At 56.5% G+C, this 19,409-nt stretch carries 13 protein-coding genes; 3 read left to right on the plus strand and 10 right to left on the minus strand.

The features are described from left to right. Positions 1-199: 199 nt before the first annotated feature. From RBB44_RS04295 to RBB44_RS04330, 8 genes are all read right to left on the minus strand, one after another. Positions 200-1,354 (minus strand): hypothetical protein, encoded by a 1,155-nt coding sequence (locus tag RBB44_RS04295; RefSeq protein WP_306149548.1) that lies wholly within the window; start codon positions 1,352-1,354, stop codon positions 200-202. Between the two features lie 317 nt (positions 1,355-1,671). Further along, entirely contained in the window at positions 1,672-1,926 is a 255-nt protein-coding gene (locus RBB44_RS04300; protein WP_306149547.1) for an exodeoxyribonuclease VII small subunit, read from the minus strand. A 125-nt stretch (positions 1,927-2,051) separates the two neighbouring features. After that, entirely contained in the window at positions 2,052-2,981 is a 930-nt protein-coding gene (locus RBB44_RS04305; RefSeq protein ID WP_306149546.1) for a histone deacetylase family protein, read from the minus strand. A gap of 108 nt (positions 2,982-3,089) precedes the next feature. After that, positions 3,090-3,896 (minus strand): mechanosensitive ion channel family protein, encoded by an 807-nt coding sequence (locus tag RBB44_RS04310; protein WP_306149545.1) that lies wholly within the window; start codon positions 3,894-3,896, stop codon positions 3,090-3,092. Positions 3,897-4,003: 107 nt separating this feature from the next. Next, a complete protein-coding gene (locus RBB44_RS04315) occupies positions 4,004-5,542 on the minus strand; it encodes an ankyrin repeat domain-containing protein (protein WP_306149544.1) in 1,539 nt (512 codons plus the stop codon). 178 nt (positions 5,543-5,720) lie between these two features. After that, positions 5,721-6,584, minus strand: coding sequence for an NAD(P)-dependent oxidoreductase (locus RBB44_RS04320; protein WP_306149543.1), 864 nt, complete (start codon positions 6,582-6,584; stop codon positions 5,721-5,723). 35 nt (positions 6,585-6,619) lie between these two features. Continuing rightward, positions 6,620-7,366, minus strand: a complete 747-nt coding sequence (locus tag RBB44_RS04325) for a crotonase/enoyl-CoA hydratase family protein (protein WP_306149542.1) — start codon at positions 7,364-7,366, stop codon at positions 6,620-6,622. Between the two features lie 41 nt (positions 7,367-7,407). Further along, positions 7,408-9,189, minus strand: a complete 1,782-nt coding sequence (locus RBB44_RS04330; protein WP_306149541.1) for an acyl-CoA dehydrogenase — start codon at positions 9,187-9,189, stop codon at positions 7,408-7,410. Positions 9,190-9,407: 218 nt separating this feature from the next. Between RBB44_RS04330 and RBB44_RS04335 the strand changes: the two genes are divergently transcribed. Then, complete coding sequence (locus RBB44_RS04335; protein ID WP_306149540.1) at positions 9,408-10,403, plus strand: L-threonylcarbamoyladenylate synthase; 996 nt, start codon at positions 9,408-9,410, stop codon at positions 10,401-10,403. Positions 10,404-10,877: 474 nt separating this feature from the next. On the opposite strand, the gene RBB44_RS04340 is transcribed toward RBB44_RS04335, so the two are convergent. Next, a complete protein-coding gene (locus RBB44_RS04340) occupies positions 10,878-13,526 on the minus strand; it encodes a cation:proton antiporter (RefSeq protein WP_306149539.1) in 2,649 nt (882 codons plus the stop codon). 87 nt (positions 13,527-13,613) lie between these two features. Next, a complete protein-coding gene (locus tag RBB44_RS04345) occupies positions 13,614-14,528 on the minus strand; it encodes a DMT family transporter (protein WP_306149538.1) in 915 nt (304 codons plus the stop codon). 245 nt (positions 14,529-14,773) lie between these two features. On the opposite strand from RBB44_RS04345, the gene RBB44_RS04350 reads away from it, so the two are divergent. Further along, positions 14,774-16,936, plus strand: coding sequence for a malate synthase G (locus RBB44_RS04350; protein ID WP_306149537.1), 2,163 nt, complete (start codon positions 14,774-14,776; stop codon positions 16,934-16,936). A 295-nt stretch (positions 16,937-17,231) separates the two neighbouring features. Then, entirely contained in the window at positions 17,232-19,355 is a 2,124-nt protein-coding gene (locus RBB44_RS04355) for a bifunctional diguanylate cyclase/phosphodiesterase (protein ID WP_306149536.1), read from the plus strand. Positions 19,356-19,409: the final 54 nt, after the last annotated feature.

Consider the following 19,409-nt stretch of genomic DNA (forward strand, 5'->3'; position numbering starts at 1 on the left):
TCGAAATCCATGCAATGTCACCCATTTGGGTGATGCATACATTATTAATATGTATTAAACCTTTAAGTGTGGTCGATGGGGCCACGTGCACAGTGATCAACTTGGGGTCGTAATTGCGCGACCCCAGTTTTTTGACTTTTTAGACGCGGTTATTCTTTAAAATATTTGCCGGCTCATTGCCTATCCTTGGGCTCTTTTGTCACACCAGACCGGATAGCCGATACACCAATTGCACCAACTCCAGTTGTGTGCGCACTGCTGTCTTGTCGAATATCCGGCGCAAATGAGTTTTCATGGTGTTCCGGGTAATGTTTAGCAAATCGGTGGTCGCAGAAACGGAACCGGTTTCCGCCAAAGACCGGGCAAGGTGCGCTTCAGACTGTGAGAGGCCGAGTTCCTCCTGCAGGATGGTCTCAATGGCTTCAGGTATGTTGGCTGGCTGGCAAACGCGGATAAGAACCCAAGGGTCATGTGTGTCTCCCGATACTGCCTCGATCGTGACCCGGTTTAAGTTTCCCGACCGGTCACGAAGACAAAAACCGGACCGGGAAAGAGAGCTGTCTGACCTGGCATCTTTTATGTAACCTGTTTGATGCGGGTCTTTTGCAGAGGTGGGAGCTGACGATATCTCTGACAGAAGCATCTCCATCTCCCTGTTCCGGATCTGCAGTTTCTCCCCGGCCATATGACCGACGTCCAGATCTGCCAGAGCTGATAGCCCGTTTTCATGCTCTGCTATAACGAGACGTTGTTTGTTGATGAGAACAGAAGGAACCGCGCAATGGTTCGCAAAGGCCCGCTGAATGCGGCTTTGCGTTTTAAGCATGTCGATGTTTGTGAGTGCACCAAAGCAGGTCTTCAGGATCTTGGCGATTTTGGAGAAGGCAAGAACGGTTTCTGCCGAAGTCGTTTCCACCGACGATGCGTCATCAAAGAGCAGGCCGAATATCACGGTCAAGCCTGTGCTATCCCGTGTAATGATGATTATCGCCGATTGGGACGAGAGTTCATTTCCATTCACAAGAGATGTGGCAGCAGCATCGAGCTTTGAAATGTGACCTTGGTGAATACGGTACACAGCATCCGGTTCCGCCAACTCAAGCAAATACTTAAACGCTGATACTCCGGCGTGGTAGGAAGCAGAATTCAAAAAGTCTCTGAAGGCTTCTGCGTGCGCCGGACCCGTAAACCGGCCTGTTGCAAATCCGTCGTTGAGATATTCTGCCGCGCAGGCTTTGCTTTCAAAGACCCCACTGACTTTGTCTAGGAAAGGCAGCCAGTCCGTATGGGTCGTAATATTGCCTAAGGCGTCTTCCAAAAGGTCCAGTTCAGCGTCTTTGCTTAAATTGGGCATTTCCGGTCGCTCGATAGATGTCCTTAAATATTACAAGATGAGCGCAAGGATAACACTGCAAAATAGTCAGGGATCTGAAAAAATTAATGAGATCGTCAATTTGCCAGAAATAAAGTAAAGGTTCAGGCAATAACGTTCTGCAATTGATTTATAAGTTTTGGTAGATGATTTGAGCTTTCTCTACCTGTGGGTGCGTCAATCTCGGTGCTCCTGAGATTGGTTCTTTGCAGAGACCAGCCCTCGCAAACGGTTCGGGTTACGTTTGTCGGAGGTTATTTGGCTGCATGAGCCATTGCTGGCGCTACCGGCTGAGCAGTCTAGCCGTTTTGCGGGTCAAGCTCGGTCGTGCCAGTTGGTTCGCCATTTTGCCCAAGCTGGATTTTTTCAACTTTGGCCTCAGCCGCCTTCAGCAATGTATCGCAATGCTGGCGCAATGCATCGCCGCGCTCGTACATTTCGATGCTGCGCTCCAGCGGAACGTTTCCCTGCTCGAGTTCGCGCACGATTGTCTCAAGCTGCTTGAGCGCGTCTTCGAAAGACAGATCGGCAATTTCCTTGGCAGCATCAGACATGCGATTTTCCTGAATGAATTCCCTACAGACCGGCACATTTGCGAGACCTGCGCCAAAGGTCAAGAGGCCGCGGGTGGATAGGCGATACCGTCCACCGCCAACTGGAGAATTCTTGGTGTTAGACTTCAGCCGGTCATCAACGTCATGACATGAGCAGCGGTTGAGCGGGCGAGGCCTTCAAGGTCATAGCCGCCTTCCAGAACCGAGACCACGCGGCCGTCACTGTGTTTGTCTGCCACGTCCATCAGGGCCCGCGTAGCCCAGGCAAAGTCAGCCTCCACGAGATTCAGGCCGCCGAGCGGGTCACGCGCATGGGCATCGAACCCGGCTGATATTATGACCAATTCCGGTGCGAAGCCATCGAGCCGAGGAAGCAGAACAACTTCGAACGCCTCCTTGAAGCCCGCGCCATTTTCGCCCGGCGGCAGCGGGACATTGACGATCGTGTTGGCCTCCCCGGTTTCCGAGGCATCGCCGGAACCAGGATAGAGGGGCATCTGGTGCGTCGAACAATACATCACGTTTGCATCATCCCAGAAAATATCCTGGGTGCCGTTGCCGTGATGCACATCGAAATCGATGATCGCGACCCGGTCTATCCCGTATTTCTCCTGAGCGTACCGGGCTGCAACGGCTGCGTTGTTGAAGAAGCAAAAGCCCATCGCCCGGTCTTTTTCCGCATGGTGCCCAGGGGGGCGGGAGGCAGAAAAGGCGTTGTTGACTTTCTTTGTCAGGACTTCGTCAACCGCCCGGCAGGCTCCGCCCACACCGCGCAGCGCCGCTTCCCAGGTGCCGGGCGACATGGTCGTGTCTGCATCGACACGCGCGACACCCTCGTCCGGGGACAGCCGGTGAAGTTGGTCGATATACGCCATCGGATGAGCCCGTGCGATATCCTCCAGCGCGCCAACGGGTGCGAGATCGCGCTCAACCGACTGAAACTTTTCATGTTCCAGAATACGGTCAATGGCACGAATGCGATCCGGGCGCTCCGGATGACCCACCGGGGTCAAATGATCCAGGTAGGTCGGGTGATGCAGTAGGAGTGTTGACACGGCGGGCGTTTCCATAAGGTATGAATTTATAGTTGTCCGCCATCAGATCCGTGGTCTTCAGATCTGTCAATGAGCCATCTCAATTCCGGCAGCTTATTCCAGGCCGGTCTATCCGGCTTTCTGAATTTCCACCTGGTGCGGGTAGGGAATGGAAATTCCGCCCGCGTCGAAAGCCTCTTTCACAGACTTCAGCATGTGGAATTTCAGTTCCCAATAGTCGCCCGCGTCGCACCAAAGCCGCACACCTAGATCCACGGAGCTGTCACCGAGATTTGTAACACGCACCCAGGGCTCAGGGTCTTTGTGGACGCGCGCATCCGCAGTGGCGGTGTCGAGAATGATCTGGATCGCCTTGTCCGCGTCATCGCCGTAGTCGATGCCGAAAGTCAGGTCGAGCCGGCGAGTCTGGTGCGCTGAAAAATTGGTGATGACCGTGCCCCATGCCTGGCCGTTGGGCATGATGATCTGAACATTGTCCGGGGTCACCAACTCTGTGACGAAGATGTTGAGGTCCTTCACCGTTCCGGAGGTCCCGCCGATGGACACATGTTGTCCGATCTTGTAGGGGCGGAAGATGATGAGCATCACTCCGGCCGCGATGTCACTCAAGGTGCCCTGCAGGGCAAGGCCGATCGCAAGGGTACCGGCGCCGAGGACGGCTACCAAACTGGTCGCCTGAATGCCAAACAGCTGCAGAACCGCAATGAATGTTACGAGAAGGACAAGCCAGCGGACGATCGAGGCCGCGAAGCCGCCGATCGTATCGTCGATCCGTTCGTGAGAGACGATCCGCTTTCGGACGAAGCTCGACAGGGCACCGGCAAGCAGCCAGCCAATGATCAGAACGATCAGTGCTTTTGCCGCATTGATCACCAGAGGCATGTAGACGGTTACCTGTTCCATTGTGCCGTTCATCGACGGTCTCCCCGATAGCTGACGTGTCACCCTACTTGTCAAAATGTCGTAGCGGAATGATTTGCCACAAGCAAGTAAGCCTGTGGCAAATCTCGCTTTTTGTCGGATCAGACCCGTTGGGCAAGGCTCTCCGGATAGGCGCTGATCCAGGTCTCTAGAAAGGCAGCCATGTCCTCGTCACCACATCCCTTGATGAAGTCGGGATAGATCCGACTGCCGTTTTCCAGCAAAAGCCGCGCGCATTTGATATGGTCAGCTCCAGGTTTTTCCGGTGCGAACTCTGCGCCGTGAAGTACCGTGTCGAGCGCGTCACCTCCGAAGCCGTTCTTTTTGGAAAGATCCGGCTTCAGACTCAGGAAATATGCAGTTTCCTCTGGTAGCCCAAGCCAGCCAGCTGCATGAAGGGGCGATAAACCCATCTCATCGGTGGCATTCGGGTCCAGCCCGGCGGCAACGAGAGCCTTGATTTGCGGAAGACGTCCGGGTTCTGAGGCAAGCCTCACCAACAGCCGTCTGTCTTCATCAGTCAGCGCCTTTAGATTGAGCCTCTTTGCAGAAGCCTCGCCAGTGGCACACGCCGCGAGAGCCTGCTCATCCGGGGTGAGACGTGTGTCGCACCCAAGGTCCGACAGCGCGCTTGCCGCTTCTGTATGGCCGTGGATCCTAGCAAGCGCATAGGCAGAATGGCCCTGCCATCGGGCATCGAGGGCCGCCCCAGACGACACAAGCAGCGAAACAACCTCTCCGGAACATCCACGGCGCGCTGCCTGGTGTAGCGCAGGGATGGTATTCACCGGTTGTCCGCTCGGGTGATTGTCTTCAAGCAGGTTCGGATCGGCTCCGGCCTCCAGCAGCATGCGAACTTTGTCGAGGTCATTGAAATCAAGCGCACGCGGTAGAGCGTTGGTGCCATCCGGTTTGGCACCGTATTCTAGAAGCAGCTTCAGGGCGCGAGCGTGGGCGAGCTCCGTGGCATGATAAAGGCTTTCATTGTCATTCGGATCTGCGCCATGGCGGAGCAGTAATTCTCCAAGTTCGTAATTGTCGGCGTGGCACAACGCGCCGTACAGCGCTGAGAGTTTGTGATCAGTGTTTGCATCCGCGGGAAAGCCGTCATTGACATCTGCGCCATGGGACAGAAGGAGCTCTGCCAGGGCGAGCATGTCCGCATGTTTCGAGGGAGATCGGTGTATTTCTTTCGAAAAGGCGAGATGAAGTAGGGGGGATCGAACACCAATCGGGTCGAGCGCTCGCTTGGGATCGGCCTCGACCGCTTCGCGCACCGAGGTTAGGTCGTAGAGTGCGATTTGCAGGCCGAGGTTGTCGTCTTTGAGCCCAGGATCATCATCCAGCAGCTTATTGGTGACCCAATGCTGACCGGCAAAGAGTGCCGTTTTCAACCGCTCCGCCCGTTCCGCACGGGTCATGGCAGCACTTTCGACGGCAAACTTCAGTTGTGGCCAGCTGGTGTGTCCGGCTTCACGCGCGATTACATGGAGGCAATCGGCGTGCTTGAGCGGCTTATCGGCAGAAACAAATTTATGCGCGCGCGCAAGAGCTAAGCGGTCGCCACTGGCAATCGCCTTCTTGAGGCGTCTGGCATCCTTGCGGAAGTGATCGAGTGAGGTAAGCGTCTTGGAAGACAAGGCTTTTCTCCTGTTAGCGTGCCCGGACGATCCGCTTGTGTCGGGCGCAGGTGAAAAACCGGCATCAATTGTATGTGTCAGGGTGCTTTCGCTGTCCGCGGATCCGGGTGCCGCCCTCATCGGCTCGCGGACATTGCCGGGACGGGCCTGAAAATGCAAGCCCGCCTTGGTAAATTTCTCAGGTGGTAGCAGGTTTCATGCTGGCCGGGGCCGGGCTGTCGTCCGGGACAAAGAAATCCGGGGTGAGCGACTGGGTTGGATCCACACGGTACTGATCAAAGTCGGTTACGCCGCGGCTCTGAAGGAAGGTGTCGTCTATCAGGAACTGACCGGTCAATTCCTTCGACGGTGTCGTGAAGATTTCATAGGCAGCATCTGCAAGGATGTCCGGCGTCCGGCTTGTTTGCATCATCTTGTCGCCGCCGATGATGTTCTTGATCGCCGCTGTCGCGATCGTGGTGCGCGGCCAAAGCGCATTCACCGCAATTCCCTTGGAGCGCAGTTCACCGGCAAGGCCCAGAACAACAAGGCTCATGCCGTATTTGGCGATCGAGTAGGGCGTGAACGGCGCAAACCACTTTTCATGCATATCCAGCGGCGGGGACAGCATCAGGATGTGCGGGTTTTCTGATTTCTTCAAATGCGCGATGGCGTGTTTCGCGCAGGCCATCGTGCCCCTCGTGTTGATCTGGTGCATCAGATCAAACTTCTTCATGTCCGTCTGCTGCAGCGGTGTCAGTTGGATCGCGCTGGCGTTGTTGACGAGGATGTCCAAACCGCCAAAGTGATCCGCCGTCTTGTCGATGGCTGCTTGAACCGCTTCATCATCGCGAACATCGAGCACGATCGGCAGGGCCTTGCCGCCAGCCGCTTCGATTTCCTCGGCAGCTGAAAAAATCGTGCCCTCCAGTTTCGGATGCGGTTCTGCGGTCTTGGCAGCAACGGCGACATTCGCGCCTTCCCGCGCAGCACGCAATGCAATGGCTTTACCGATCCCGCGCGAAGCGCCGGTGATGAAGAGTGTTTTGCCGTTCAAGGACATGGTGTTCTCCTTCAAGGAAGCTACTGTGTGGCTGTTCAGGATTTCGACTTCTTGGTCATGAAGGCCTGGAACGCGGAGATGGCCTCCGGCGACGTCAAGCGGGAGGAGAACACCTTGGCTTCCTCATCGACCCGGTCGCTGAGGTCCTGGCTTTCCTGCCAAAGGAACTGGCGGGAAAGCGCCATTGCTTCCGGCGGTTTTGCAGCAATTTCCCGGGCGCAGGCCAAAGCCACATCATCGACATTCTCAGAGACGACTTCATTGATGAGACCGGCCTGACAGGCCCGTTCGGCGCTGAATGGACGGCCGAGGCACAGCATTTCAAATGCGCGGGCATGGCCCATGATTTTCGGACCGAGCAGGCTCGACCCAGCCTCTGGGACGAGACCCAGGTCGATGAACGGGGTGCGGATGACGGTGCGCGGGCTGGCAAACACCATGTCGCAATGCATGAGGAGCGTTGCGCCAACACCAACTGCAATCCCGTCGATGGAGGCGACTAATGGCTTCTTGTTCCCAACAAGCGCGCACAGAAAGCGGTAAACCGGCGTTTCCGACATCTGCATCTTGCCGGCGAATTGAAGGAAATCACCGATGTCATTGCCGGACGTGAAGGCTTCCGGCTGGCCGCAAATGAGGTGGCAGCGCACATTGTCGTCCGTGTTTCCGGTTTCCAGCGCTTCCGCCAGATCCGTGTACATCTGGCCGGTCAAGGCGTTCTTCTTTTCCGGACGATCAAGACGCAAAGTCCTGACGCCGTCTTCGAGAGACTGCGTGATCATGAGGAAATTCCTTTCAGTATTCGCCTATAAGGCCGGGGCGTTTAAGAGGTCATGGCTTCCGGGTCGAACTCCAGGATGCTGTCCGACGAGCCGACGATGTCTTCCTTCAGACTTGCCGTGTCGCAGAGAAGCGTCATGGCGTAGCTTCTCGCCATGATGGTGCGCTGGGTCCGCAGAGCCCGGTTTTCCATGCCTGATTTCAGGGCGCCTTTCGCCAGCAGAACACCACCATAGGCAAGGCCCGCCAGTCGCAGGTAGGGTGTTGCGCCGGAAAGGGCCTCTTCGACCCGTCCATCGGCCTGGACCGCCAGCATCCAGTCAGTCGCTTCTTCCAGATCATCGAGGGCCCGGCGCAGGCGTTCGGCCGTGTCACCAAACTCGGGCCGGTTGGATTGGGAAACTTCCCGGGCAATCTCACGCAACTCGGTCAGGAAGCCACGAATGTGATCCCCGCCCGACAGGGGCAGCTTGCGCATCACAAGGTCGATCGACTGAATGCCGTTGGTGCCTTCATAGATCGGCGCAATCCGGGCATCGCGCAGGTGCTGCGCAACGCCGGTTTCTTCCACGTAGCCCATTCCGCCGTGGATCTGAACGCCGATGGAGGCGACTTCGACGCCGAAATCGGTCGACAGCGCCTTGGCAATCGGCGTGAGCAGGCCTGCGCGTTCCGACCAGTGCTTCTTCTGATCCGGATCGGTGGCCGTGTTGGCCATATCGATGGCATGGGCGCAGGAATAACAGATCGCGCGGGCGACCTGGGTTCGGGTCCGCATGCCCAGCAAAGAGCGTTTGATATCAGGGTGATGGGCAATGGCGACCATGCCGTCGCCCTTCTTACCGGGGACGTTGCCTTGTTTGCGCTCCAGCGCGTAGGCATGGGCGTCCTGACAGGCGCGTTCCGCAACACCCAGCCCTTGAATGCCGACGGCGAGCCGAGCGTTGTTCATCATCGTGAACATGCAGGCAAGGCCTTTGTTTTCCTCGCCGATCAGCCAGCCCGTGGCACCACCTTCATCGCCGTAGACCATGGTGCAGGTCGGGGAACCATGAATGCCGAGCTTATGCTCTACGCCTGCACAGTGGACATCGTTCCGCGCGCCGAGCGAGCCGTCTTCGTTGACCAGGAATTTGGGGACAAGGAACAGCGAGATGCCGCGGGTTCCAGCGGGCGCGTCCGGAAGGCGGGCAAGCACCAGATGGATGATGTTGTCGGTCAGATCGTGCTCGCCGTAGGTGATGAAGATCTTCTGGCCGTAGATCCGGTACGTGCCGTCGTCATTGCGTTCGGCCCGCGCTTTCAACGCATTGAGATCAGACCCGGCCTGTGGCTCGGTCAGGTTCATGGTGCCCATCCATTCACCGGTGACCAGCTTTTCCAGGTAGGTTGCCCGCAACTCTTCCGTTGCGTGCTTTTCGATGGCCTCCACAGCGCCCATTGTCAGCGTCGGGCCGATGGCGAAGGCCATGGAACCGGAGTTCCACATCTCCAGCGCAGCGGCTGACAGCATTTGTGGCAACCCCTGACCGCCGGCGTCCTCGCTGGCAGAAAGGCCGTTCCAGCCGCCTTCGATCCAGCCATGGTAAAGCTCGCGCCAGCCGGGAGGAGTTGTGACTTCCCGGTTGGCAAGCGGAGTTCCGTGCTTGTCGGCGACGCTGTTGAGCGGGGCAATTTCTTCGGCGGCGAAGCGGCCGGCTTCGTTCAAAATGGCATCCACCAGATCATCGCCGAGTTCGGCATGCTGTCCGACCTCCTGCAGGTCTGACAGGCCGCAGACGTGTTTGAGGGTGAAGGCGATCTCATCGACCGGTGCACGATACATGATTGGTCCTCCCAAGAACCGGTGGCCTATCTTGGCCAAATCTCTTCTTTCAGCCGTCCAAAGCTTGACGGAACACGGGGTTGCCCGCAAAAGGCGCTACTGGCAGCCGATTGACGCAAACAGTAGCCGTGTTGACGTAAACGTCAACCCATTTCGCTGCGGCATGTCCTTATCTTTTTGGTCAGTCTTTCAGAATGGCAAGCAACGGAACGAAATGAATGCAGCGCTGGAACGTCAATCTGAGCTCAAGTGACTGGCAATTGGATGTGGAAGCCGATGCCGTCTGCCGCAGCGTGATTGACGGCGGTCTGGTCGCTGTGCCGACCGAAACCGTTTATGGCCTGGCGGCCGATGCGACGAGCGGCACTGCCTGCGCGCGGATTTTCCAGGCCAAAGGTCGGCCGAGTTTCAACCCACTCATTTCGCATCTGCCCAACCTGGAGGCCGCTCGCCATCATGGTGTCTTTGATGACCGCGCCCTGAAGCTTGCAGAGGCATTTTGGCCGGGCCCGCTGACCCTTGTTGTGCCGAAGACTGAGGCCTCAGAAATTTCAGATCTGGCGACGGCAGGTCTGTCCACGGTCGCGCTGCGGGTCCCGTCCGGGCCGATCATGCGATATCTTTCGGAAAAAACGGGTCGGCCGCTGGCAGCCCCAAGCGCGAACCAGTCCGGCAAAATCAGCCCTACCCGGGCGGAGGATGTGATTGCCGATCTCGGGCACGCGCTCGATTTCGTCATTGACGCCGGACCGTGTGAGGTTGGTATTGAATCCACAATCATCAGTTTGACGGACGAACACGTGACGCTGTTGCGCCCCGGTGGTCTGGCACGCGAAGAAATCGAGAATGTGCTGCAGACAAAAGTCCGGACACCAGCTTCAAACAAACAACCGGAGGCTCCCGCGGCGCCCGGAATGCTCACCTCCCACTACGCACCAAATGCACAGATGCGTCTTCATGCACGAGCCGTTGCGCCAAACGAGGCCTTGTTGTCGTTTGGTGTGGATCCGATTGAAGGGCGAGAATCAGCCTTGGCGGAGGCGAATCTTAGTCCGTCCGGGGATCTCGTAGAGGCCGCTGCGCAGTTGTTTCAGGCCATGCGGACCCTTGATTCGTCCGGTGCAAAGACGATTCAGGTGCAAGATATCCCCAATACTGGCCTTGGCGAGGCGATTAATGACCGCTTGAGACGGGCAGCGGCTCCGCGCAGTTAAGCTCGCCATCGTCGGACATTAGGTGTGAGGGTAATTCTTGGAACACGCGTGTTAAGCGCGGTGTTTTTGTCTGCGCCCTAAACTCCACCAAAATCAATAGGTCAGATCAGGTTGTTGATGTTCCGCATTAACTTAGGATCACCTAAAGTTAATCTGTGTAGTGTCTTCATTTTGCATGGAATGCCGTAGGTAATAATGCAAATGAACGGTCAATGGAAGTTAAAAATTTCATACACCCACCTTCTAAAAACAGATCTTCATCTAAAACTTATCAACACCATAGGTGCGTTTACTTGAACAAAGGGCTGGCAAAAAACCGTTCGCATGACTTACTATGTAAATCAGATTTTGGATGTGATGAACCTCCCCTCGAGCAAGCGATGCTCGCACCTCAGACCGGACCGGCCCCTAATCGCCGGTCCATTTTTTTGCCCGGCCTTTGCTCTCTGCCAACCAAAGAACCGGCCTGCGCTCTCAAGTCGCCACTTCTGGAGTTCTGTTGGGAGTGGCCTCCGGAGGATCGTCTGCCTCTTTTGAAGGCGTCTTGCTGTCCTCAGTTGGTTCTGTCTTGTGTTCGGACCCCAACTCCTCTGCAGTGTCGGAATTTTCCTTGAACTGGGGAACGACCGGATCTTCGGTTTCGGCTTCCTGGGCCTTCGAGTTCATCTTCAAGCGCTGAGCTGACAGGCTTTCCACATGGGCCTTCAGATCTGGATGTTTATCCATGAGCAACCGGAAGTCTTGCGCCCGCAGGCTCAGCAAATGGCAATAACCAATCGCAACAACATCGGCGCTGCGCCGCCCGCCGGTCATGAGAGAGATTTCCCCGAACACATCACCGCGGCCGAGGCGGATGGTGGTAATTGGCGTACAAACCTCGACCGCACCGGATGCGATGAAGTAGGCGGCATCGCCGCGTTCGCCCGTCCGGATCAAGGTTTCCCCCGGTGTCGCGAATTGCGGGCGCATCATTTTCATGATGGCTTTCTGCTGTTTTTTTGGCAGTCCCTCAAACAAGGGATGGGCTTGGACCAGCTCTTTGGTCTTCATCCCGAGGTCCAGCTTCGGCCGGAAGTCGCAAGCGCGCCGCACCTTCTCCACGTCTCTGAGGAGGTCCTGATGCAATTCGGTGCCCACCAACATCTGATCCCGGGCTTCGTCGTATGCGGTCTCTTCAAGACGAACACCGCTCATGCGCAAGAATTTGTTCTCAAGCGCATCGGCATAATCCGGGTACTGCAAACGCAAAGCCTCAATAGCCTGGATGGTCTCAGCTTGCCGGTTGCTTAGGGTCTCTTTCAAAATGTCAGCGACGCGTTCGCCCAAGAGCGGGCGGATACGGCGTTCATTGAAAACGAGCAGTTCGTCTTCGAGGATCCGGTAAACGAGTAAGAATTCGAACCTTGCCGCGAGTTGGCGTGCCAGAGGCCGGTTGATCTTGAACCGGCGTTGCAAAGTCTGTGCGAAGCGGAAACCGAACCCGAACTTCAGAGGTTCCCGGCTTGCCTGACGATAGCCGCTCCGTCCTTCACTGCGAGCAAGATCACTTGTCCGGCCTGTAATGGCGAGAAAACCAGCGACAGCGCGTCCGGAGATTGTTTTGTGGTGGAAGTGTTCCAGGACGAGTTGTTGTTCCCGGTCCGCGAGCGCAATCAGGCCAATATTGACCCGATCCTTGTCTTTCAACTCTTCCAGCATGTTGGTCTCTGCAGCGGCAGAGGCGGCGCGTTTTTCATAGTCGTCGAGAACAACGGAGGCGACATGCGGTGCCACATGATAGGCTTTGGCAGCCTCCCCAAGCTCGGACCGGATGTCGGACAGGGTTAGGGCCAGATACTGAGTGCGGAGGGCTTCGTCCCGTGCGTTTAGCTGGTCGAGCCCGAGGAGTTTGATCAGCGGCTTCAGGCTGGTTCCATACACCAGCAAGGTGAACAGCACGAAGCCGGTGGCGAGCTTTGTGACAAACGTTGAGATCTCGGGCGACAGTGCCGCGTGCTCGGACACACTGAGGGCCAGGGTAAGCGTCACTGCGCCGCGCATGCCGCCCCAGAGCATGACAGCCTTGTATTTGTCGTTCACTGCCTCTCCGGCTTTCATGAAGCTGAGGACGGGCAGCAATCCGTAAATCACGACAGCACGGGCCGCGAGGGCTGCGACGATCACGATCAGAAGCAACAGAATGTCGAGTGGGGCAAACCCGTCGACCAGCCGCGGGATAAGAATTGCGGCGAGCAGAAAGATGAGCGATGCGGCCCAGAAGGACATCTGGTCCCAGACCGAATGCAGAAAGTTCCAGTTGGCCGGCTGGATCCGGGCCGGACCGTAGAGATTGAAGATGATCCCGGCGGCAACAACGGCAACAACCGCCGACACGTCGGCAAACTGATCACTGAGCACATAGATGCCGTAGGGCAGAGCGAGGCTGAGGGTTACTTGGGCGAGCGGTAGGTCGCGCATCAAATGCAGGAGACTGACGGCAATGCGCGCTAGAACCGCGCCCACAATGACGCCCCCGACAAACGACCGGGCGAAGGCAATGGCCACTTCGCTGCCAGTGAGAGCCTGATCTCCCGTCAGAATGCCAAGAAGCAGAACGAAGATCACGATAGCGGCCGCATCGTTCAAGAGGCTTTCACCCTCAACGATGCGCCCAAGGCGGGCTGGTGCTCCGATGTCGCGGAAAATCGCCACGACGGCAACCGGATCAGTTGTTGCAACGATTGCGCCGAGCAACAGGCAGGCCACCAACGGAACGCCGGCCAACGGGTAGAGCGCAGCGCCGATAAAGGCTGTTGCTACGAAAACGGCAACAACCGCCATGACCAGAACCGGCGCCCAGTCCTCAAACAAACGCCGCACGTCGAGGGTCAATGAGGTTTGAAACAAGAGCAACGGCAGGAAAATGTAGAGGATCATTTCTGAATCCAGAGGCGGATTCACAAAGACATTTGCAATAGTGTTAAAGGCGTCGGTACGCGGCGTATAAAGAAGATATGTGGCAATGATCCCGATCAGGGTGCCGACCATGGCAAGCAGCACACTGGGAGCCACACCGAACCGGCGGGCCAGCGGTTGCAGCAGGGCAATTGTAAGCAACAAAAGCGCAAAGGCGCCCGTAATCATTGGAGTTTCCATGACGCCAATGTGCCCTCTGATTATGGCAAATTCAAACTCGCTAAAGTCACCAGCTGCAAATACTCCGCCGCCACATCAACTGCCTGCCTTGCGTTCCGACAACCAGATCCCGCCCAAAACCAGCAACAAGGCCAGCCCGTGGTGCCATTTGAACGGCTCGCCGAGGATGCTGACAGCAAGGACGGCTGCAAAGATCGGGACGAGGTTGATGAAAACGCCCGCTCGGGCCGGGCCGATCAGTTCCACGCCGCGCATGAAAAAGATCTGGCTGAGGCAAGAAGGGCCGAGCGCTATGTAGAGTACAATCAGCCAGCCTTTCATGTCGGGCCAGAGAGCCGTGTCCGTCGCCATCTCGTAGGCAAGACCGGGAAGCGAGGCGAACACGGAGATGGCGGATAAAACGGCAAAAAAGACCAGCCCTGAAACCTGTGGCCGGTTGCGCAGCGCCAGCGTGTAGCCTGAATAGAGCACGCAGGCGATCAGCATGACACCGTCGCCGGGATTGACCGCAAGGCTCAAGAGAACGTCGAGACTTCCTTGTGCCGCAATCAAGGTCACGCCCAGCAATGTCGCCAAAATACCGACGACCTGAAGCAGCCGTACTTTGGAGCCGAATGCGATAACAGATCCAATGAGGACCAGGATCGGCATGGATCCCTGGATAATCCCGAGATTGACCGCCGTTGTCTCTGTCGCTGCGATGTAAAACAGCGTGTTGAAACCCACAAAGCCGAAGGCGGCCATCAGCACCATGCGGAGGAACGAGCCGCGCATGACTGGCCATTCGGACCGGATCCGCGGCCATAAAAAGGGAACAAGCAGGCCCGCAACAATGATCCAGCGCAGAAAGACCACGACCATCGGGGAAACCTCCCCCGCAGCAAGCCGTCCGGCCACAGTGTTGCCGCCCCACAGAAGCGTGGTTGCCATCAACAACAGGATGGCATTGCCATAAGCCATGGTTCCGATACGTCCGGCAAACGAACTCATAAGGTGTCTTCTTTCCTGCCAATTTGGCAGCCGGGGAGGGGCGTTGGTCTAGAGCGGTAGCGGATTGTTGGCGTTTCGGAAAGGCCTTGGAGACGCCGAATTGTTCGTTCTGCAGCGATGATGGTGCGGATTATTTCGGAAAAGGAAAAAGTCATGAAGGCTCGCTGGCAATTGACCCGGAGCGTTTGACAGCTAAAACACTCACAAAGATCAACATAATGCCGCAAAAGCGTTTGGAGAAAATTATGACAGAACGGGTCGACGCCCACGGATTGCAAGTGGCGAAAGAACTCTTTGAGTTTGTGAACGACAAGGCCTTGCCTGACACCGGTGTTGATCAGGAGCATTTCTGGAAAAGCCTGTCAGCGCTTGTTGATAACCTTGCCCCGAAAAACCGCGACCTGCTGGCCAAACGCGACACGCTCCAGGAAAAGCTGGATGCTTGGCATCGGGCCAACCCCGGCACGCCAGAGATGGCGACTTACAAAACGTTCCTTGAAGAAATCGGCTATCTCGTTCCGGAAGGCGAAGCGTTCGAGGTCGGCACCCAGAACATTGATCCCGAAATCGGATCTGTTGCAGGCCCGCAGCTTGTGGTTCCGGTGATGAACGCACGGTATGCGCTGAACGCCGCCAATGCCCGGTGGGGATCGCTTTATGACGCGCTTTACGGCACCGATGCCATGGGCTCCAAGCCGCAAGCTGGCGGCTATGACGAGGCGCGCGGCGCTGAGGTGATCGCCTACGCCCGCAAGGTTCTTGATGATGCAGCTCCGCTGGCTGCAGGTAGTTGGGCGGACATTACCGGCCTTTCGATTGAAAACGGCACTCTATCGGCCGCGACGGACAGTGGAGCGATCGGCTTGCAGGATCCGTCTCAATTCGCAGGTTATTCCGGCGATGTTGCATCCCCGTACAAGGTCTTGCTCGTCAAGAACGGTCTGCATCTTGAGATCAACGTTGACGGTCAGCACCCGATCGGGAAGACCGACAAGGCGCACATTTCGGATGTCGTTCTGGAATCGGCCATGTCGACCATCATGGATTGCGAAGACTCCGTTGCGGCCGTCGATGCTGAAGACAAGGTGGTCGTTTACACCAACTGGCTTGGACTGATGAAAGGCGATCTGGAAGAAACCTTCCAGAAGGGCGGCGAGACCGTCACCCGCCGCATGAATGGGGATCGTCAGTACACCGCTCCCGACGGCACCGCTCTGTCCCTTCATGGTCGGTCCTTGTTGTTGGTGCGCAATGTGGGCCACCTGATGACCATCGACGCGGTTCTGGACAAGGATGGCAACGAAGTTCCAGAAGGGCTTCTGGATGGCATGATCACCGCACTGATCGGCCTGCATGATGTTGGACCGAACGGCCGGAACACCAACAGCCGCGCGGGCTCCATCTACATCGTAAAGCCGAAGATGCACGGCCCGGAAGAAGTGGCTTTCGCCTGCGAAATCTTCAATCGTGTTGAAGACGCGCTGGGCATGGCGCGCAACACGATGAAAATGGGCATCATGGATGAGGAGCGCCGCACCACGGTGAATCTCAAGGAGTGCATCCGTCAGGCAAAGGACCGCGTGTTCTTCATCAACACCGGCTTCCTGGACAGGACCGGTGATGAAATGCACACCTCCATGGAAGCTGGCCCGATGATCCGCAAAGGCGACATGAAAGCGTCGACCTGGATTGGTGCCTATGAAAACAACAACGTTGATGTTGGCCTTGCCTGCGGTCTTCCTGGACATGCCCAGATCGGCAAGGGCATGTGGGCGATGCCTGATCTCATGAATGCCATGCTGGATCAGAAGATCGGTCACCCGATGTCGGGCGCAAACACGGCGTGGGTTCCGTCTCCGACGGCTGCAACGCTTCATGCGCTGCACTACTACAAGGTGTCCGTTGCTGGCCGTCAGGCTGAGCTAAAATCGCGCGATGCCGCGAAACTGGACGACATCCTGTCAATCCCGGTTGCCGAACGTCCGAATTGGGCGCCGGAGGACATTCAGGCCGAACTAGACAACAACGCACAGGGCATTTTGGGCTACGTGGTCCGCTGGGTCGAGCAGGGCGTTGGCTGTTCCAAGGTGCCGGACATCAACAACGTTGGCCTGATGGAAGACCGCGCAACCTTGCGGATCTCCTCGCAGCACATCGCGAACTGGCTGCGTCACGGCGTGTGTTCCGAAGCGCAGGTCATCGAGACGATGAAAAAGATGGCCAAGGTGGTGGACGGGCAGAACGCAGGCGACCCGCTGTACCGGCCGATGGCAGATGACTTTGACGGGTCCGTTGCGTTCCAGGCAGCACTCGAGCTTGTTCTGGAAGGTACGAAACAGCCGAACGGCTATACGGAGCCGGTTCTTCACCGCCGCCGGATCGAGTTCAAGGCCAAAGCGGCCGCTTGATTGACCGGCAACTCTGAAGATCAGAAACCCTCGCCCGAATGCCGGGCGGGGGTTTTATTTTGGATATTGAATTAAATTTAAACGAACCGGCAGCACATTTGGCCTGTCTATCGTTAACGCCTCACCTTTTCTGAGCAGTGGAAACTGTTTTACACTGTTGTGTTGATAAAAGAAAATACAATTAGATCAACGCAGTAGGGGTTTTAAGAAGTTGTTATTCAAACTTTCAGTCTGATACGTACATTTACACAGAGATCTCTGGTTCCCGCTAGGATATCCGGACTTGGAGATCTAAATGCTAACTGTCCTGTCTTGCATCGCCTTTGACCATGACCCCTTTTCGCTCGGGCTTGCTGTTGCAATCCTTGTCGTGGGGGCTGTCCTGACGATGCGTCTCTACGCGCGGGTCCGCAGAACGCAAGGCAGCTTGAAATACATGTGGTTGTTTCTGTCTGGCATGATTGCAGGCGGAACCATCTGGAGCACACACTTCGTCTCCATGCTGGCGTACGAAAGCCCGTTGATCCTCGGTTATGATGTGACGCTCACAGCGGCATCTCTTGTTATCGCGATCCTTGGAACCACGTTTGGCCTTTGGTTGGGTAGCCTGACACAGCGATCTGCCTTGATCGAGGTTGGCGGTGCCGTATTTGGACTGTCGATCGCAGCCATGCATTTCACCGGCATCCACGCCATGCGTGTCTCCGGGGTTTCCCAACTTGATACGCTGTTTGTGGTCGTTTCCGTCGTGTTGGCAGCTGTCTTCGGCATGATCTCCACCAGCCGGATCGCGCGGCCCGTGACGCGTTACTGCAAGTATGGCGCAGCACTTGCCTTCATTCTTGCTGTCGGCAGTATGCATTTTACCGCGATGGCCGGGATGAACATACTTCCGCTCCGGCTGGATGCGGAGGGGCTTGATCTTGTCTCCAATCAGTTGGTTGGGATGGGTGTCGCTTTCACGATGAGCGTCCTATTGTTAAGCGCGATGATCACCTACTCGATCGACACGGCCAATGCTGAAGTGACGAACAATCAAATCACGCAGATCGCGCACCAGGACCCGTTAACAGGTCTGCCGAACCGCAAGGGGGTCGAGCTCTTTACGGACGGCTTGATATCACGTGTTGCCCTCGACAATGCCCGCGTTGTTGTTGTGACCTGCAACCTGTCGCGGTTCAAGGCGGTCAACGAAGCCTTGGGCCACACGACCGGAGATGCGCTTCTCCGCCACATTGCCCGCAATCTGTCGACCCATCTGGATCAGGATGAATATGTCGCCCGTGTTGCCGGTGACGAATTCGTTATTGTCGGCAAGCCGGTTTATTATCGCGGCTATTTGCTTGATTTGTGCAAGCGCATTCAGAAGATCGTTGCTATGCCTTTCGGAGCCGGTGATGACGCTGTTCATGTAGACAGCGCAGTTGGCTATGCACTGTTTCCGGAACATGCGCAAAATGCTGAGGAACTGTTTTCCGCCGCCGAACGCGCCATGCACCGGGCCCGCTCTGAAGGTGGAAACGCAGCTCAGTGTTATGACCCGGCAAAAGACGACAAGGTAAAAGACCAAAGTGCGCTTGCGATCGATTTGCGCAAGGCACTGCGGAACAATGAGTTCGTTCTACACTATCAATTGCAAAATGATGTCCAGACCCATGACGTAACGGGGACCGAAGTGCTCCTGCGCTGGAATCATCCGGTACGTGGATTGGTTCCCCCGTTCGCCTTCATTCCGATAGCTGAGGAAACCGGCCAGATCCTGGAAATTGGAGCATGGATCGTCCGGACAGCGTGCAAGGAAGCAGCTGGCTGGTCCAAGCCAATCCGGATTGCTGTGAATGTTGCCCCGATCCAGCTGTCTGACGCGAATTTCCCGGATGTGGTCGCGAATGCCTTGAAGGAAAGCGGTCTGGATCCGTCTCGCCTGGAACTGGAAATCACGGAAACCGGTATTATTGAAGATACGAACCACGCGCTGCAGGTGATCCAGCAACTGAAACGGCTGGGCGTCCGCATTGCAATGGATGACTTCGGGACGGGTTACTCCTCTCTGGCCACCTTGCAAGCCTTCCCGTTCGACAAGATCAAGATCGACCGGGAATTCATCAAGGACCTCGGCACGAATGCGCAATCCGAAGCAATTGTCCGGGCAACCATCATCTTGAGTGAAAGCCTGAATATCCCGGTGCTTGCTGAAGGTGCCGAAACCGAGGAACATTTGCGGCTTTTGAAGCATCACGGCTGTAAAGAGGTTCAAGGCTTTTATTTTGGAAAACCCATGCCGGCTTCCGAGGTTCGCCATCGTATCAACAGCGGGGCCAAGCAGCCGCAAGAGGCTTCAGAAACAGAAACCAAATCTGCCATGTCAAAGCCAGCTGTAAAACCTGCTCTCCAGCTTCTGCCCGCCAGAGTTGCTTGAGAACCGGCCGGGCCCATCGAAATGGTCCTTTTTAAAGCTGTGCCCGTCCGCTCT

It is taken from the genome of Roseibium sp. MMSF_3247, from assembly GCF_030733765.1.
Taxonomy (GTDB): domain Bacteria; phylum Pseudomonadota; class Alphaproteobacteria; order Rhizobiales; family Stappiaceae; genus Roseibium.

Excerpts from the sequence above, each read along its gene's own strand:
- RBB44_RS04325 (WP_306149542.1), bottom strand. The coding sequence starts at position 7,366 with ATGATCACGCAGTCTCTCGAAGACGGCGTCAGGACTTTGCGTCTTGAT.
- RBB44_RS04300 (WP_306149547.1), bottom strand. The coding sequence starts at position 1,926 with ATGTCTGATGCTGCCAAGGAAATTGCCGATCTGTCTTTCGAAGACGCG.
- RBB44_RS04355 (WP_306149536.1), top strand. The coding sequence starts at position 17,232 with ATGCTAACTGTCCTGTCTTGCATCGCCTTTGACCATGACCCCTTTTCG.
- RBB44_RS04345 (WP_306149538.1), bottom strand. The coding sequence starts at position 14,528 with ATGAGTTCGTTTGCCGGACGTATCGGAACCATGGCTTATGGCAATGCC.
- RBB44_RS04295 (WP_306149548.1), bottom strand. The coding sequence starts at position 1,354 with ATGCCCAATTTAAGCAAAGACGCTGAACTGGACCTTTTGGAAGACGCC.
- RBB44_RS04340 (WP_306149539.1), bottom strand. The coding sequence starts at position 13,526 with ATGATTACGGGCGCCTTTGCGCTTTTGTTGCTTACAATTGCCCTGCTG.
- RBB44_RS04310 (WP_306149545.1), bottom strand. The coding sequence starts at position 3,896 with ATGAACGGCACAATGGAACAGGTAACCGTCTACATGCCTCTGGTGATC.
- RBB44_RS04335 (WP_306149540.1), top strand. The coding sequence starts at position 9,408 with ATGCAGCGCTGGAACGTCAATCTGAGCTCAAGTGACTGGCAATTGGAT.
- RBB44_RS04330 (WP_306149541.1), bottom strand. The coding sequence starts at position 9,189 with ATGTATCGTGCACCGGTCGATGAGATCGCCTTCACCCTCAAACACGTC.
- RBB44_RS04350 (WP_306149537.1), top strand. The coding sequence starts at position 14,774 with ATGACAGAACGGGTCGACGCCCACGGATTGCAAGTGGCGAAAGAACTC.
- RBB44_RS04320 (WP_306149543.1), bottom strand. The coding sequence starts at position 6,584 with ATGTCCTTGAACGGCAAAACACTCTTCATCACCGGCGCTTCGCGCGGG.